Origin of the sequence: Rhodococcus jostii RHA1, from assembly GCF_000014565.1 — a bacterium.
Lineage (GTDB): Bacteria > Actinomycetota > Actinomycetes > Mycobacteriales > Mycobacteriaceae > Rhodococcus_F > Rhodococcus_F jostii_A.
In genome coordinates, this window is the sequence record NC_008269.1 from 445,494 (window position 1) to 460,911 (window position 15,418).

The 15,418-nt window shown below is 66.5% G+C and carries 10 protein-coding genes and 2 pseudogenes; 5 read left to right on the forward strand and 7 right to left on the reverse strand.

Features of this window, described 5'->3' with window-relative positions:
• Positions 1–280 precede the first annotated feature (280 nt).
• The 3 genes from RHA1_RS37800 to RHA1_RS37810 all read right to left on the reverse strand — a co-directional run bounded on the left by RHA1_RS37800 (position 281) and on the right by RHA1_RS37810 (position 4,385).
• A complete protein-coding gene (locus RHA1_RS37800; protein ID WP_007296133.1) occupies positions 281–796 on the reverse strand; it encodes a hypothetical protein in 516 nt (171 codons plus the stop codon).
• 161 nt (positions 797–957) lie between these two features.
• Positions 958–2,445 (reverse strand): ethanolamine permease, encoded by a 1,488-nt coding sequence (gene eat, locus RHA1_RS37805; protein WP_007296132.1) that lies wholly within the window; start codon positions 2,443–2,445, stop codon positions 958–960.
• Positions 2,446–2,447: 2 nt separating this feature from the next.
• The gene (locus tag RHA1_RS37810) at positions 2,448–4,385 is read right to left on the reverse strand and encodes a primary-amine oxidase (RefSeq protein ID WP_007296131.1); all 1,938 of its coding nucleotides are present in this window, start codon (positions 4,383–4,385) and stop codon (positions 2,448–2,450) included.
• A 457-nt stretch (positions 4,386–4,842) separates the two neighbouring features.
• Between RHA1_RS37810 and RHA1_RS37815 the strand changes: the two genes are divergently transcribed.
• A complete protein-coding gene (locus RHA1_RS37815; RefSeq protein WP_007296130.1) occupies positions 4,843–6,315 on the forward strand; it encodes an APC family permease in 1,473 nt (490 codons plus the stop codon).
• Positions 6,312–7,061: an IclR family transcriptional regulator gene (locus RHA1_RS37820; protein ID WP_011599280.1), complete on the forward strand. Its 750-nt coding sequence runs from the start codon at positions 6,312–6,314 to the stop codon at positions 7,059–7,061. The genes RHA1_RS37815 and RHA1_RS37820 overlap by 4 nt, the downstream gene beginning before the upstream one ends.
• 283 nt (positions 7,062–7,344) lie before the next feature.
• On the opposite strand, the gene RHA1_RS37825 is transcribed toward RHA1_RS37820, so the two are convergent.
• The 4 genes and pseudogenes from RHA1_RS37825 to RHA1_RS37845 all read right to left on the reverse strand — a co-directional run.
• The gene (locus RHA1_RS37825; RefSeq protein ID WP_011599281.1) at positions 7,345–8,373 is read right to left on the reverse strand and encodes a hypothetical protein; all 1,029 of its coding nucleotides are present in this window, start codon (positions 8,371–8,373) and stop codon (positions 7,345–7,347) included.
• Between the two features lie 1,026 nt (positions 8,374–9,399).
• Complete coding sequence (locus RHA1_RS37835; RefSeq protein ID WP_041813407.1) at positions 9,400–11,076, reverse strand: ribbon-helix-helix domain-containing protein; 1,677 nt, start codon at positions 11,074–11,076, stop codon at positions 9,400–9,402.
• A 163-nt stretch (positions 11,077–11,239) separates the two neighbouring features.
• Complete coding sequence (locus RHA1_RS37840) at positions 11,240–11,458, reverse strand: hypothetical protein (protein ID WP_041813174.1); 219 nt, start codon at positions 11,456–11,458, stop codon at positions 11,240–11,242.
• A gap of 98 nt (positions 11,459–11,556) precedes the next feature.
• Positions 11,557–11,931 (reverse strand): annotated as a pseudogene (locus tag RHA1_RS37845) (PDDEXK nuclease domain-containing protein); the annotation flags it as partial.
• A gap of 319 nt (positions 11,932–12,250) precedes the next feature.
• Between RHA1_RS37845 and RHA1_RS37850 the strand changes: the two are divergent.
• The 3 genes and pseudogenes from RHA1_RS37850 to RHA1_RS37860 all read left to right on the forward strand — a co-directional run.
• The gene (locus tag RHA1_RS37850) at positions 12,251–13,384 is read left to right on the forward strand and encodes a site-specific integrase (protein WP_007298607.1); all 1,134 of its coding nucleotides are present in this window, start codon (positions 12,251–12,253) and stop codon (positions 13,382–13,384) included.
• Positions 13,381–14,316 carry a tyrosine-type recombinase/integrase gene (locus RHA1_RS37855; protein ID WP_007298608.1) on the forward strand — a complete coding sequence of 312 codons (936 nt, stop codon included), beginning with the start codon at positions 13,381–13,383 and terminating at the stop codon, positions 14,314–14,316. Before RHA1_RS37850 ends, RHA1_RS37855 begins: the two co-directional genes overlap by 4 nt.
• Positions 14,313–15,164 (forward strand): annotated as a pseudogene (locus RHA1_RS37860) (tyrosine-type recombinase/integrase); the annotation flags it as partial. The gene RHA1_RS37855 and the pseudogene RHA1_RS37860, both read left to right, overlap by 4 nt.
• Positions 15,165–15,418: the final 254 nt, after the last annotated feature.

Below are 15,418 nucleotides of genomic sequence, written 5' to 3' on the forward strand. Positions count from 1 at the left end.
CTTCTTACTTGTAATGGGCTTGGTTGCAACTCAGTCGGGCTCATCGCAGCGACGGGCAGCGGAAGAGGGTGGCCCCACACCGGTTTATCGGCACCGCGACCGGCCCCGGTCGGCCCCACATCGATTAGCGCCGCACACGCGCCACTCGAGAATTCCCCCGCAACGACGCCGACAACGCACGGCTGCTGCCCGAGGGTGAATTAGAGGTTGCGCCGCTTCCCTACCTCCGAAAAGCGCGGAACACTCTCCGAGATCACGAGCCATCAGGCATCACGAGCCGTCAGGCGGCGGTGCGCTGGCTTCGGCTCCGAAGCATTGTGGGCAGGACTATCACGACCGCCAGAAGAACCTGGATAAGTGCGAGTGCGCTCGCACCATAGAACAGCGACTCGAGCGGACCGCTCGCCGCAGTGGCGGCGTCAATGGTGTGGGAGGCCAAGCGGTGACGGTGTCCGAGGGTCGCGGTGTTCGCCGCACCGTTGAGGGTGTTCATCATCGAGACCATCAGCATCGCGTGTAAGACGAGCATCCCGGCTGCCAATGCCCCCGTGGTGGCCCAGTCGCGGATGGTCGGCTTGGTCCACAGATGCCCGACGCAGGCCAGGCAGGCGCAGGAGAGGGCGAGCATCAGCAGGCTGGTGCCGGGAAAGTGGGGTAGGTGGGTGAGCAGCACCGGAATGTGTGCTGCGACGCAGGCCAGAACCAGGAGGGCAGCGACCTTCCCGGCGGCGGCCGCCCGCACGGGATTGTCCGGCAGGGTGGGCCGCCAAACGGTGGCGGCGGCGGAGGCGGCCATGAGTTCTCCTTGGGCTCACTCGTGGTTCCCGGCAAGGACGCACCCTGAGCTGGGTACGGAAAGGGGGCGCACAGGTTTTCGGCGCTGGTGCAGTGCGGCGGGTTTGCCGGAAGTGTGTGGCCGGTCCGCACCATGATTGGCGCGGACCGAACCGGTCACGGTCATCTGCTGTCGAGTTCGGATTCTGCCTCCTTGAGGGCGGCGAATTCTTCTTCGGGTGCCTTCGCAACGATGTGGTGTCGGCTGTAGAAGGCGAAGTACGCGATCATCACCGCGTACGCGGCGGCCGCGTACAACACCACCGAGGGGTCGACCATGAATCCCGCTGCCAGGGCGGCGACGGCCAGGACCAGGGCGATACCGGAGGTGAGCATCCCACCGGGGGTGCGGTAGGGGCGGTGCAGGTGCGGTTCCCGGATCCGCAGGACGATGTGCGAGATCATCATCAGGATGTACGAGACCGTGGCCCCGAACACCGAGATCAGGATGAGCAGGTCCCCGGAACTGGTGAGAGACAAAATGAATCCGATCACTCCGGGGACGATCAGCGCCAGGAACGGGGTCCTGCGCCCGTTGGTCAGCGACAGCACCTTGGGCAGGTAGCCGGCCCGCGAGAGCGCGAACGTCTGCCGCGAGTAGGCATAGGTGATGGTGAAGAAGCTCGACACCAGACCCACCAGGCCGATGACGTTGACGAACTGGCTCAGCCAGGTGGTGCCGCCGTTGGCGGCCTCCATGGCGTCGATCAACGGGTTGTCGGAGTCCTGCAGGGTCGATGCGCTCGATCCGCCGGGTCCGAGGGTCAGCAGCAGCGCGGCGAGGGTGAGCAGCACCAACACACCACCGATCAGTCCCTTGGGGATGTCGCGCACCGGGTTGCGGGCTTCCTCGGAGGCGAGGGGGACGCCTTCGACCGCGAGGAAGAACCACATCGCGTAGGGCAGGGCGGCCCAGACTCCGACGATGCCGAACGGCAGGAAGCTGTTGGCGCCGACAGCATTGGTGGGGGCGATGTCGATGAGGTTGCTGACATCGAAATGCGGGATCATCCCGATCGAGAAGGCCAGCAATCCGATCACGGCGACGATGGCGATGCCGAACATCAGCTTGAGTACCTGTGAGACGCCGTACAAGTGCAGACCGATGAAGGCGATGTAGAACACTGCATACACCAGGGGTCCGCTGATCCCGAAGAGGCTGTCGACATAGGCGCTGATGAACGTGACCACCGCGGCCGGGGCGAGGACGAATTCGAGGAGCACGGCGGTGCCGGTCAGGAAGCCGCCCCACGGTCCCATCGCGCGACGGGCGAAGCCATAGCCGCCGCCGGCGGTGGGGATGATCGAGGCCATCTCGGCCAGGGCCAGGCACATTGCGGTGTACATCAGGCCCATCAGTCCGACCGCGATGAGCATGCCGCCCCAGCCGGCGTGGCCGATTCCGAAGTTCCAGCCGGCGTAGTCACCGGCGACGACGTAGCCGACGCCGAGTCCGATCAGCAGGACCGGTCCTGCGGTGCCGCGGCGAAGCTGACGGCGGAGCATGTAGTCGTCGGCGACGGTGTCGTAGTCGACTCCGGCCGCGGCGTGGGCACCGGTGGTGCCCGCGTGGGTGTGGCGGCTGGGGGCCGCCACCGGATCGGTGCTCATGGCTAGTCCTCGCATCCGCAGTGCGACCCCTCGGCCTGCCGCTCGGGGCGGGGCAGGTTCAGGGTGGGGTTCTGATCGAAGAATCCGTGGGGTTGGAGGATGAAGCCGACGTGCTGGCGGGGCATGACCGGCCAGTCTTCGAGGCGCACCACGTGGTGCATTCCGAAGGTGTACCAGACCACGATGTCCTCGTCGACGATGTTGCGGTTGCCCGCGATGTAGGAGGGAAGGCCGTCTCCGCCGCGGGACTGGTTCGGGTACTCCCCTGCCGGGAAGCGTTCGGTCTCGTCGTAGGCGGTGACCCAGAAGTTGTTGGTGGCGAACCCGGCTCGCTTGGCCACCCAGGAATCTGGAGTGGCGGACAGGGTGATTGCGTCGGTGGGCTGGAGCCGGTAGGCGACCGGTTCGTCGACGATGTTGCGGCGGTCGTGGTTGACGATCTTCCAGAATCGGTGCTTGCCGGCGTCGGCGCGGCGGGCGGCGTCCTGTTCTCGTTCGAGGAGGCGGTCGACGGTGTAGAAGCAGCTCTGTGTCGGGTTGGTGTCGGGCACCTCGGTGTCGACCTCGTAAACCGCGTTCTTGGTGCCGTCGAGCTCGAAGTCCATGCGCACGTTGAAGATGTGCTGGTGGATGGGGGCGTAGAGGCCGTCGTTGTTGAGGGTCTGCCCGTACAGCGACTTGGTGCCCGGCTGCTGACCGGCGGTGGAGAGGATGCCGGTGGCCTTGACCAGGAACTCGATGGTGCCGTCGAGGTAGAGGTGCCAGTAGAAGCCGTACTCGTAGTTGGCGACGGTGGCGATGAAGGAGATGATCAGCTTCCGTGAGCGCCGGACCTCGGCGGTGTCCTGCCGGTAGTCGTAGTGCTTCCACATGATCGAGTCGTCTTCCTCGTGCATGCAGACCGCGTTCTTGATCGTCATCGGGTTGCCGTGGCTGTCGCTGACGATGCCGTCGAAGTACTGGATCTCGCCGAGGCAGTCGCAGCCGAGTGCCAGGGAGTTCGCCAGGGCACCGATGTTGTATTCGCCGGCGTCGAAGGCATTCTTCTTGTGCTGCACCGGGGATGGGTCACCGTAGGGCACCACCATTTCCACCAGCGAGGCGCGGTTGATCACCGATCGATCGGTGCCGCCGTCCCGGAACTTCAGCTGATGCAGCACCAGACCCTCACGCGGGGTGAAGCCGACCCGGAAGCTCCAGCCACCCCAGGTCACGTGCTGGCCCTCGACGTGGAAGGAGCGGCCCTGGGGTGAGGTGATCTCGAGGGGCTTGATGTCGGTGCGGGCCGGACCGACGTGCTGGGGCAGGTAGTTGCCGGTTTGCTGCGGAACAGGGATGAGGCCGTTGTCCTCGATCTCGACGACCTCTCCGTTGTTGAGGTCGTAGATGATGATCAGGCCCTCGGCCGGGTGCGCGTAGGGGCTGTCATCCGGATCGAGCCGGGTAAAGACGAGGGCCCGCATCAGACGGCGACCCTGGTCGTCCTTGCCGAAGTACCCGGCCGACCACGGCTCGATGCACACCAGGTCCAGGTTGGTCAGCCCGCGGCTGGCCAGGGCTTCGACGACGCGGGGATCGCGTTTGCAGTTCACCTCACATTCCTCGAACTCGTCGAGCATGATCGGCGGCTGGGCACCGGACGGCAGCTCCACCCACCGCTCGAGACTCTCGTTCTCGAGGTCGACGGTGGCCTCGTAGCCATATCCGGTGGACCGGTCGATCAGCACGGCGCTGGCCTCGCGGCGAATCTGCGACAGGTCGCCGCGCAGTGCCTTCTTCGACGGTTCCTTCAATTCCACCTGCACGAACCGGAAGCTGTCCGCCAGCGCCTGTGTGCTCTTCAGCACCGACACCGCCTTCGAGATTTCGTCGCGGCTGAGGGGGTCGAGGGGATGAGTTCCCGGTGCGGCGACCGTGCGATCGATTTCCTGAATGGACATGGGTGTCTCGCTCCTTGGCATGGTTCTTTCCACGACGTCGACATCACGAAGAGGTGCCCTCGATGGCGGGCATTCCGGGTGGCACGGCGGCCGGGCCGGTTCATGGATCGATCGGTGGAGATGTCTGCGTAGATCAACGGACTATTCGCTTAGCGATGTGATCGGCCGCCGACGCCCTTCGAGATGTCCCTGAGGAGGAACCTCACGGGGTGCGGTCAACCGCCCACAGCACGAACCGTAACGCCGCCGTGTGACCGGGAGCACACGGCTGAGAGAACAAAGGTGAGAACTTCGCACCGGAAAATTCTCGACCTGGTTAACATGGGTGAAACATTCTCGTCATGTATCGGAAATGGTTGGATTCGACGCTGGACGTGACATCGAGCACCACCCAGGGCCGCGTGCAGCCTGCTGACCAGGCGACTTCGCGGCTTCTTCAGAGATGAGCGTGCGGAACATGACGACTTCACCGCACAAGCGGGCGCTGGTCGCGACGCGGTCCCCCGTGCAGGGGTTGCCGCGCCGTCAGCTGCCCTTCATACCGGTGTTCGCCCAGTCCGTCGCAGCGGTCGCACCGTCCGGTGCGGCGGCTGTGATCCCGGTGCTGGTGATCGGCACCGCCGGCGGGGGCGGGGCGCTCGCGGCGTTCGTGTGCGCGGCCGTGGTCATCCTGCTCGTCTCCGCGTGCCTGCGGCCGATGGCACAGCGGATGGCCTCGGTCGGCGGAATCTACAGCTATACCGCCCGCGGCCTCGGCCCGACCGCCGCCGTTCCGACCGGCTGGTCCGCGATCGTCGGATATGCGACGGTCGGCATGGCCGGCCTGCTCGCCGTCGGCACCTACCTCTCGCACATCGCCGTCACCACCGGGTTGGCGCGGGGCACCCCCACCGGTGCGATCGTCGCCGTCACGGTGGTGGCCGCCGTGGTGGCCACCCTGGTGATGATCCGCGGCATCCGGATCTCGGCCCGGATCACCCTGCTCGTCGAGTGCGTCTCCATCGGCCTCGTCAGCGCCCTACTGATCTTGCTGCTGGTCACCACGACTCGCACCGGCGCACCGGTTGCCGCCGCCATGAGCTGGGAGGGCAACGCACAGGGCATGGCGCTGTCCGTCATCGTCGCCGTCAGCGCCTTCGTCGGCTTTGAAAGTTCCACGACACTGAGCGGCGAGGCCCGCCACCCATTCCTGTCGGTGCCTCGCGTGATCCGGTGGACCCCGGTCGCCGCCGCCGCGTTGTATCTGATCGCCCTGCCGGTGCAGGCGATCGCCCTCGCCGAGGCCCCCGACACGGTGCGCGAGAGTGCCACCCCGCTGGTCGCGCTGCTGGTCTCGGAGGGCTCGACCGGGTTGTCGGCGATCCTCGACCTGGGAATCGCCGCCTCGTTCTTCGCCTGCACCCTGGCGTCGGTCAATGCACTCGTACGCGTGCTGTTCTGCATGGGCCGCGAGGGCGTCGCCCCGTCCGCCCTCGGCCGCACTCACCCGCGATTTCAGACGCCCGCCCCTGCCATTGCCGCGTCGATGGTCGCGGTGACCGCTGTGCCGATCACGGCTCTGCTCGCCGGTGTCTCGCCCGATCAGGGTTTACGCATCTTCCTCACCCTCAGCGCCTGCGGCTATATCGGCAGCTATCTCGCCGGGTGCCTGTCCGCCCCGATCCTGTTGCGGCGCATCGGAGAGTCGACCCCCGCGGTCTGGGTGCTCGGCACCGTAACCACCGCCATCCTGCTGTTCCTGGTCGTCAACGCCGTGGCCTTCGCCATTGCGGACGGGATTGTGCTCATCGCGGTCTATGCCGTCATCATGGCGGTCGCGGTGCTCTACACCCTTGCGCTTCGGCGTCTGGCCCCGCACCGACTCGCCTCGGTCGGTATCTACGACGAGACCCAGCGCACCGACCTGCTGCCCACGGCCGCGTTCCGATGAGCCCACGCACCGACCCGTCCCGACACCACCCCAGCACCGTCTCGAACTCTCTCGACATCCTCGAGGTGGTCGCCACCCTCGGCCTCGGGGTCACCGCCAAGGAGATCGCCGGCGCCCTGCGCCTTCCCCAGGCCACCGCCTACCGGCTCATCAACTCGCTCGTCGCCGAGGAGTATCTGGTGCGGACCTCGGATCTGCGCGGCTTCGGGCTCGGCGCACGCCTCAACGGGCTCGTCACCGCCGCCGCCTCCCCCACCGTTCCCACCGCCGCGCGCCGGCAACTCGACGACCTCCGCGACAACGTGCGGTTCGCCGTCCACGTGATGGCCTTCCACAACACGACGCTGCGGGTCCTCGACGCCGACCCCGATCACCCCGTGCGCGCCGAACGTGAGCTGGTGCGTTACCTGCATGCTTCGGCCGCCGGCAAACTCTTACTCGCCGACCGCACCATCTGGCAGGAAGCGTTGCCCTCGACTCCGCTGCGGCAGCTGACCTCGGCCACCGTCATCGATCTCGCCGCTCTCGACGCCGAGTTGCGCACCATCCGCGATCAGCAGTTCGCCGTTCAGCTCGATCAGCTCGAGCAGGACCTCGCCTGCTTGGCGGTGCCGCTGCGCGACCCGGACGGAGACACCGCCGGCGCCCTCTGCCTCGCCGGCCCATCCGCCCGCATCGACGCTCTCCTCGGGCGCGCCGACTCGCTGCAACAGTGCGCGGGTGTGCTCGCGCCGTTGCTGTTCTAGGCAGCATATGTCCGCCGGGTTCATCCCCGATCGTGAGAGACGTGCGAGTTCGTTGATGCCGGAGCCGAGACAGCACCTACACCACGCACCGGTCCTGCCCGCCATTCCGAGGCGGCCGACCTCGCTGTCAATGGACACGAAGAAGCCCGGGCGGGACGTTCGACACCCCAGACCCCTATCCCTGGCTCGGCAACCGACAGTTGAGCGCCCGCTCCCCCGGGTGGGGCGAACGCTCGGCAACACAGGTTCAGGCCCTTATGGGCATCGCGCACCGGTAAGTACATCACTCATTACCGGCCGCCGCCGCCTTCCTCACGGGTGCCTTCCCAGCGGCCTTTTTCACAGGCGCCTTCGCAGCGGCCTTCTTCGCCGGCACCTTCGCAGCGGCCTTCTTCGCGGGCACCTTCGCAGCGGCCTTCTTCGCGGGCACCTTCGCAGCGGCCTTCTTCGCGGGCACCTTCGCAGCGGCCTTCTTCGCGGTTTTTGCAGCGGTCTTTTTCGCCGGCGCCTTCGCGGCCGCAACCTTCCTCACGGGCGGCACCTCGGACGGCACCCGTTTGGCGATTGCCTTGGCACCTCGCTTGGCGCGGGTCGTCTCCGACCGGGCCGGATTGGCGGCCGCAGCCTTCCTTACGGGAACCTTCCCGGCCGCAGCCTTCTTCGCGGGCACCTCCGCGGCAGCCTTCTTCGCGGGCTCCTTCACAGAAACCTCCTTGGCGGGCGACGTCTCGGACCGGGCGGCCGCAGCATTCCTCAAGGGCGGCGTCTCGGACGGCACCCGTTCGGCGATTGCCTTGGCACCTCGCTTGGCGCGGGTCGTCTCCGACCGGGCCGGATTGGCGGCCGCAGCCTTCCTCGCGGGCGCCTTCCCGGCCACAGCCTTCGCAGGTGCCTTGGCGGCAGCCTTCTTCGCGGGCGCCTTCACAGAACCCTCCTTGGCGGGCGGCGTCTCGGACCGGGCGGCCGCAGCCTTCCTCAAGGGCGGGGTCTCGGACGGCACCCGTTCGGCGATTGCCTTGGCGCCTCGCTTGGTGGGCCGCGTCTCCGACCGGGTCGGATTGGCGGAAGCGACCTCCTTCGCAGGTGACTCGGCTACAGCCTTCTTCGCGGGCGGCACCTGGGACGGGGTCGGCTCCGACTCAGGCTTGATGGTGATCTGGGGTTCCACCTCGAGTCCGGCTCTGGCTTCCTCCGACGTCTGCGTCCGTTGCCGCCGCTTGCTGCTCGTAAAGGACCAGGCGCCCTCACCCGCGTTCCGAAGAACCGCGACTGCATTTCTGGCGGCGCGCGCGGCACCGCTGATAACGTTCATGGCCAACTCCGCTAGCCTTCCGCAGTCATGGCCGCCGACGCACGCGCGGCCTCCTCGGACGTATCCATCACCGCATAGACTAATCGTGAATGTGAGTCAACGAGCGACCGGCAGAGTGTGCGGTGCATATCGGCAAGGAATACGGCTAACACAGAACGCCTCCTTGACCCAAACTGCGTGCACCCGTTTATGATTCATTCTCACTCACACTCCCTGATTCACACCTGTCGCTCCCGATGCCCGCTCGGTCGAGTGTCTGTCAGACAATGTCGGAATGTCGTCACGCAACCAGGCTTCCCGCACAATCTCGTCCCGAATCTCGCGTCGAGGCCGAAATCGGACCCGAGTCCGTGGCCTCGACGCCAAGCAGCGCGCCCAGATCCGCAATTCGGTCACCGTCCTGCACCACTGAGAATCATCCCCGAAAGTGGGATGTGTCATCTGAGCGTTATCACCTCCGGGTCAGTGGAAGGGCGTGGAATCCCACCATGCGCATACTCCGTTCGCGATGGGCATGATTTCGGGGAAACCAATAGGCCAGGTCGAGCATGACAACCACCTCCTCCTGCCTTGGAGTTCCCGCGGCGCCGCGCCGGCACGTCCGGGGCGACGGGAGGGGACCGCGCCAGGGAAAGTGCCATTTACGCAGGTCACGGGGGCACCGGCTGCTATCGGAGGTGCACAGTTGCGGTGAACCCGTAACTCACAGGCGGGCAGAGCGAGACGGACGGCAGGAACGTGGGCACCTCTGGCCCCCAGGCGTAGTACACGTTGGCAGGGAATCCGAAGATCAGGCACACCATCTCCACTTGATGGGTGTTCGCGGAACCCGGGGCACGTCGACATCGCACGAGGATGAACCGTTGCACGGTGCACCCCGGCGGGTCCAGCGATGGTGCCGCGTGTGCGGGTGCCGCGGTCAGGACAGAGCGGCGGCCGCCGTCGACGCGACGAACGCGAGACGCAGAAACCGAGACATGGGTCCTCTGGTGATGCGGGGCCCGACCCACCATCTATTCTCGCAGCTCAGGTGTCGCTACCGCGGCCTCTCCGACGGATCTTCTCGCGGCGGGCATGTTTGGCCAGCAGGTGCTTCCGGCTGTTCGGAGCGCGGAACATCTCGTCGAGCATCCGGTCTTCGATGTTGTTGTGGAAGCGGAGGATGCGTTTGGCCGCCAGATACACCAGTTCCTGGCGGTTCGAGCCGAGCCGGTCGGCGAGGGCGTCGAGGTGCGCGAGGAGTTCGTCGTCGAGGGCGACGTCGACTCGGGCGGTACGGTGCGCCGGGCGCAGGTCGTGCACGGGCGCAACGTTTTCCAGGTCGCCAGTGAGGTCGCCAGAGTTGTCCAGAAGCCGGCGCACCGCGACGCGCACGAGCGCTGAGCTGAGCCGTGTGCCGTGTCGTTCGGCGAGCCGGTCGATGTCGCGTCGGGCCGACGGGCGAAGGGACACCCTGAACTTCTCGTCGAGCCCGGACACGGCGGCCTCGTCGATCAGCGCCGGCCGGTAGTTGCCGGGGGCGGCGAGGAAGCGGTGCACCGCAACCGCGACCAGGTCCCGCGGCGACGCCTCGTGGCGGGTGGCGAGAGCGCGGAAGCGGGCGGCCGTGGGAGGGTCCAGTTTCAGGGTGACCGGGTCGTGCGGGAGCGCGCGGGCCTGGGCATCGGCCCGGCGTGCCTGCGCCAACGCCTCATCGGCGTGCGGGGACCCGATGAGTCTGCGAATTCCGACGCGGAGCAGCGCGGAGACCCGGCGGGGACCGTACTCGTCTGCCAGCTCTTCCAGGCGGCGTTTGGTGTCCTCGTCGAACCGGAAGACGTGCCGGCGCCCGAACGGGTTCCCCTGCGGACTCGGTGCTCGAGTGGGCGTGTGGGCAGGTTGGTCGGCGGCCGCGGCCTGTCGGCGGCGGGTGTCCCGGGCGAGGAGCCTGGCCCGGTTGGCGTCCCCGCGGTAGATCTCCTCGGTCACCGCCTTCTCGAGGTCCCGCGGGTTCGCCAGGAGCTGGCGGGCGGCCAGGCGCATGAGTTCGGCTCGGTCGGAGTCGAGCTGCCCGGCGAGGGTGTCGAGTTGGTCGCGCAGGTCGTCGTCGAAGTGCACGTTCGTGCGAGGGCCCAGAGTTTCCGGGGTCAGGTCGCGGGCGGTGCCGATCGTGGCCAGGTCGGCGGCGAGGTCTCCCGGGTTGTCGAGGAGTCGGCGGACCGCGACCCGGATCGCTGCGGCGGTGAGGGCGTCGCCGTTGCGGCTGATCAGCTTTTCGAGGCGGACCAGCGTGGAGCGGTTGAGGTACACGCGGGTGCGGTAGATCAGATCGGTGCGGGTGTCTTCGCGGAGCACCGGGTGGCGGAATCGTCCTGCCGCGGTGAGGAAGCGGTGCAGTGCGACGCGGACGATCGCGCTGCGGTCGGTGTGGAACTCCTGGGCGAGTTGGCTGAGGCGAGTATTGGTGGCGGGGTCGAGGTCGAGGGGTCTTTCCGCCCAGGGGATGCGGCGGGCGTCGGCGGAGGCGCGGCGGGCCTGTCCCAGTGCTTCGGGCACCCGGTCGGGGTCGGCGACAAGTCGGCGGGCGGCGACCCGCACCAGCGCCCCGAAGCGGCGCGGGCCGATGCCGGCGGCCAACTCCTCGAGGCGTTGTTTGGTGGTCGGATCGAGCCGGAGCGGGATCGGATCCCCCACCGGTACGCGGCCCATGTTTGTCTCGCTCATCACCGGCCATTGTTCCGGTACGTCCGGGGACCGCGAGTCGCACCCCACGGCGCCCGCCGCCGCCACGATCGGTCACGGCGCCTCGGCGAGCCGGAATCTGCGAAATGTACTGTGCCCCAACATCCGGGGCGGGTGCTGACGGTCGCGGGAGTGTGACTGATACTCAGGAGAGGTTGAGCGGTGTGTACGGGACCGGGGGCGACGGGGTGTACTGGCTGACCGGGACGCCGCCGATGGTGCCGAACTGGTCGAGGTCCATGCGGAACACGATTCCGCGCTCGGGATCCCACTCGTAGGTGCCGAAGCCGTTCTCGGTGTGCTGCGGCGCAATGTCGGCGGGCTTGGTCTGGTTGTCGTCGCTGCTCGGCGCGGGTTCCGTCATGTCACCAACTTTACAATGCTGAATTGTTATGTCGCAATCCGGTTCGGATGGCTCATTCATATCACTGGCTCGGCCCCGGTCGGCCGATATCAGCGGGTTCACTGATCGGTGTCGGCACGTGGTGACGGGGTTTCCGCCAGGTGGGTGAGGGTCTCCCCCACCGCGGAGGCGAGTTCGTCATCGGTGGGGACCAGTTCCCTCACCGGCGCGGGCAGGGTGTCGTAGGTGTAGTCGGCGACCGCCAACGGTGCGGTGGTTCCAGCCAGGGAGTAGCGGACGACGTTGTCATTTCGTCCGGCGCACAGCAAGATCCCGATGGTCGGCGCGTACTGGTCGTGGTCGCGCAAGTTGTCGTCAATCCAGGACACGTAGAACCCGAGCTTGCCGACGTACTCGGGTTCGAACCGACCTACCTTCAGCTCGACCACGACGAAGCGGGCCTGGATCCAGTTGAAGAACAGCAGGTCGATGAAATTCCGAGGTCGGAATTTTGTCGATTATTCCGATTCCCGGGTTATGCCGATCTGCGCGTAGGCCCTGCGCTGACGACGTGTTTTCGGAGCGGTTGTCGGAATAGTTCCCTCAAACCGCTGACCATCTCCGGCCGATAGCGCGCTGCCGGGTCATGCCGTTGTGTTGGTTGCGGACGTTCCGATGGAGCGTCCGTGACCGTCACGATGGAAGGACGAGACCATGGAACCAGCCATGTCTGTGTTGGTGGACGGAGTGTTGACGGCAGCCCGGGGTGCCGGACTGACTGAGGCATCGCTGAAGTATCAGAGGAGCTGTTGCGTGACCGTGGCACGGTACTGCACCGACCACGCGATCGACGAGTACAACGAGCAGGTCCGCGACAGGTTCCTGGCCGAGCAGGACACCCGACTGCAACAGGGCAGCATCGGTCCGGTGTTCCGGTCGTCGCTGGAGAAGACAGCGAACATGCTGCTCGAGTTCAAGCTGGCCGGGAAGGTGGCATGGCGCAGGCGGCGTCCGATGTCGACACAGCTGCCATCACGCTTCGAGACGGCCCTGCGCTTGTTCGACGAGTCGCTCTCGGGAACCCTGGCCGTCGGATCGGTCGAGTTTGCTGTAGGCGAGATCAGGCAGCTGCTTACTCATCTGCGTGACCGTGGCCATGACAGCTTCGGCAGTGTCGGGCTAGACGACGTGCGGGGATTCCTGATGGCCGTGGCCCCGAATCACCGGTCGGGCATGGGGAACACCGTGTGGGCGGTCAAGCGATTCTTCAGCTTCCTCAACGACTTCGAACTGTCCGACCTGCCAGTGCACGCGATGTTGTCACAGGTCTCACCGAGACGGATTCGGACCTTGCCGCGCTTCACCCAGGACGAGGTCGCCCGGCTGCTAGCAGTGATCGACACCGCGACGGCCGTCGGCAACAGGGATTACGCGATGGTACGACTGGCCGTGTCGACAGGGCTGCGCTGCGGCGACATCACCGATCTGCGGTTGGAGAGCATCGACTGGCGACGCGATGAGATCAGAATCGTGCAGCGAAAGACCGCGGCCACGCTGGCGCTGCCGCTCACCGCCGAGGCGGGCAACGCGGTCGCCGACTATGTCTTGAACGCCAGACCTGCCTCCGATGCACCCGAGGTGTTCCTGCGCGCCAACGCTCCGCACGTCAAACTGACGGGACCGACGGGCGCGTTGATCATGAGACGCTATCTGGCCGCGGCGGGCATCCACCACAAGGCCGGCGACGGAAAGACGTTCCACGCGTTACGTCGCACCCTGGGCACCAGGCTGATCGAGACCGGTACGGAACTGCCGATGACCGCCCAAATTCTCGGTCATGCCCGAATCGACTCGTCGAAACGCTACATCGCCTTGGACACGGACTCGCTGCGCGAGTGCTACCTGCCCTTGACCGGCTTTGGATGCCGGGCGGAGGCGCTGCAATGACCAACTACACCAGCGCGTTCGCCTCCCATATCACCGCAATGCTGGAGCTGAGGGACTCGCTGGGCCTCTACACGGGCCCGCTGCCGTTCGTGATGCAAAACTTCGACCGATTCTGCCTAGCCAAATATCCCGACACCACCGCCCTGACCCGGGAACTGGCCACCGAGTGGTGCGACGAGGGCAAGTCGGCGGGCGGGTCAGGCTACAAGATGCATGCCATCCGGTCTTTCGGCAAATGCCTTCAATCCGTCGGTGCCGATGCGTTCGTGATGCCGTCCGCCTGGATCGGCAAACCGGCCAGGCGATTACCGCACATGTTCACCGACGACGAGCTGGAACGGTTCTTCAACGCGTGTGACCGGATCGGACCGTCGAAGCTGAGCCCGTACCGCGAGCACATCATCCCTGTTGTGTTCCGCCTCATGCTCGGCTGCGGGCTTCGACCGCAGGAGGCCCGGCGCCTACGCCGCGCCGACGTCGACCTCGACACCATGGTGCTGACCGTCGTCCAGGGGAAGCGCCGCAAAGACCGCCTCGTCCCAGTCGGCGACGACATGACCGAGCTGCTGGCGAGGTTCGACCGGCTCGCCGACGTGCGCCAGCCCGATCGCGAGTGGTTCTTCGAACAAACCTCCGGCCGGCCCTACCCGCCCCGCTGGCTGACCGCGCAGTACCACCGCGTTCGGGCAATAGCCGACGGGGTCGCCCCCGGCTCGACGCCCTACACGCTGCGCCACAACTACGCCACCCGGACACTCGCGCGCTGGGTCGACGAAGGCCGCGACCTCGGCGTCTGGTTGCCCTACCTGTCCGCCTACATGGGCCACGCCACCTACACAGCCACCGCCTACTACGTCCACCTGCTGCCCCAGCGGATCGCCGCGACGGGCCTGACCAGCGCGGACGGGGTCATCCCGGAGCCGCCGCTATGAGCACCCCGGCCGACACCTTCCTCAAACACCTGCGCGACTGGTTCACCGTGTTCCTGCCGAGGCAACGCGCCGCCAGCCCCCACACCATCGAATCTGCCCGCCGCGCCTGGAACATGCTCCTGAGCCACGTCTGCGACACCGGCGGCATCCCCGTCGACAAGATCACCTTTCCGATGCTGGACCGCGCCTGCATCACCGGGTTCCTCGAACAGACACGTGCCGAACGCAACTGGACAGCGGCAACCTACAACCAGCGCCTCGCCTGCATCCGGTCGTTCTTCAAATACGCCGCCACCGCCGAGCCGACACTCGCCATCCACCTCGCCGATCTCGCAGGCATCCCGCTGATGAAAGCGCCCGCCACCAAACCCGTCTCCCACATGAGCCAGCAAGCGATCAAAGCGCTCCTCGCCCAACCCGATCCGACCATACGGACCGGACTGCGAGACCAGTTCTTCATGATCTTGATGTATGACACCGCCGCCCGCGACGCCGAGATGCTCTCTGCCGCCATCGGAGACCTCGACGCGACACGTCTCACCATCGACCTACTCGGCAAGGGATCCAAACCCCGCCGCATCCCCATCACGAAGGAGACCGCCGCCCACTACAGGCGCTACACCGCCGCGTTCCACCCCGACCCCCAGCTTGGCGACCCGCTGTTCTACACCATCCACAGCCACCGCAAGAGGCGCATGTCCGACGACAACGCCGCCCGGATCATTCGCCAGCACGCCCAAGCCGCCCACCGAAAATGCGCCGAAGTGCCCGCCGGAGCGCACCCCCACATGCTGCGCCATTCCCGAGCCATGCACCTCTACCAGGCAGGCATGCCGCTCGCCCTCCTCACCGAGTGGCTCGGGCACGCCGACCCTGAGACCACACTCATCTACGCCCACGCCGACACCGAAATGAAAACCGTGCCATCCAGAAGGCCACCGCCAACGGCGCCCCGACACCCCAGCCATCCCAGGCTGTCTGGCACGACAACGAAGACATCCTCAACCGGCTACTCGGACTCAGATGACCGCAATATCCCGACACCCAACCAACCGAAACCAACATCACCCCAGGCTGCAAGCACAAAGCAGCCGCTCGACAC

Coding starts and splice junctions, on each gene's coding strand:
- RHA1_RS37840 (WP_041813174.1), bottom strand. CDS start 11,458: ATGACGGAACCCGCGCCGAGCAGCGACGACAACCAGACCAAGCCCGCC.
- RHA1_RS37825 (WP_011599281.1), bottom strand. CDS start 8,373: ATGAACGTTATCAGCGGTGCCGCGCGCGCCGCCAGAAATGCAGTCGCG.
- RHA1_RS37835 (WP_041813407.1), bottom strand. CDS start 11,076: ATGAGCGAGACAAACATGGGCCGCGTACCGGTGGGGGATCCGATCCCG.
- RHA1_RS37855 (WP_007298608.1), top strand. CDS start 13,381: ATGACCAACTACACCAGCGCGTTCGCCTCCCATATCACCGCAATGCTG.
- RHA1_RS37810 (WP_007296131.1), bottom strand. CDS start 4,385: ATGTCCATTCAGGAAATCGATCGCACGGTCGCCGCACCGGGAACTCAT.
- RHA1_RS37815 (WP_007296130.1), top strand. CDS start 4,843: ATGACGACTTCACCGCACAAGCGGGCGCTGGTCGCGACGCGGTCCCCC.
- RHA1_RS37800 (WP_007296133.1), bottom strand. CDS start 796: ATGGCCGCCTCCGCCGCCGCCACCGTTTGGCGGCCCACCCTGCCGGAC.
- eat (WP_007296132.1), bottom strand. CDS start 2,445: ATGAGCACCGATCCGGTGGCGGCCCCCAGCCGCCACACCCACGCGGGC.
- RHA1_RS37820 (WP_011599280.1), top strand. CDS start 6,312: ATGAGCCCACGCACCGACCCGTCCCGACACCACCCCAGCACCGTCTCG.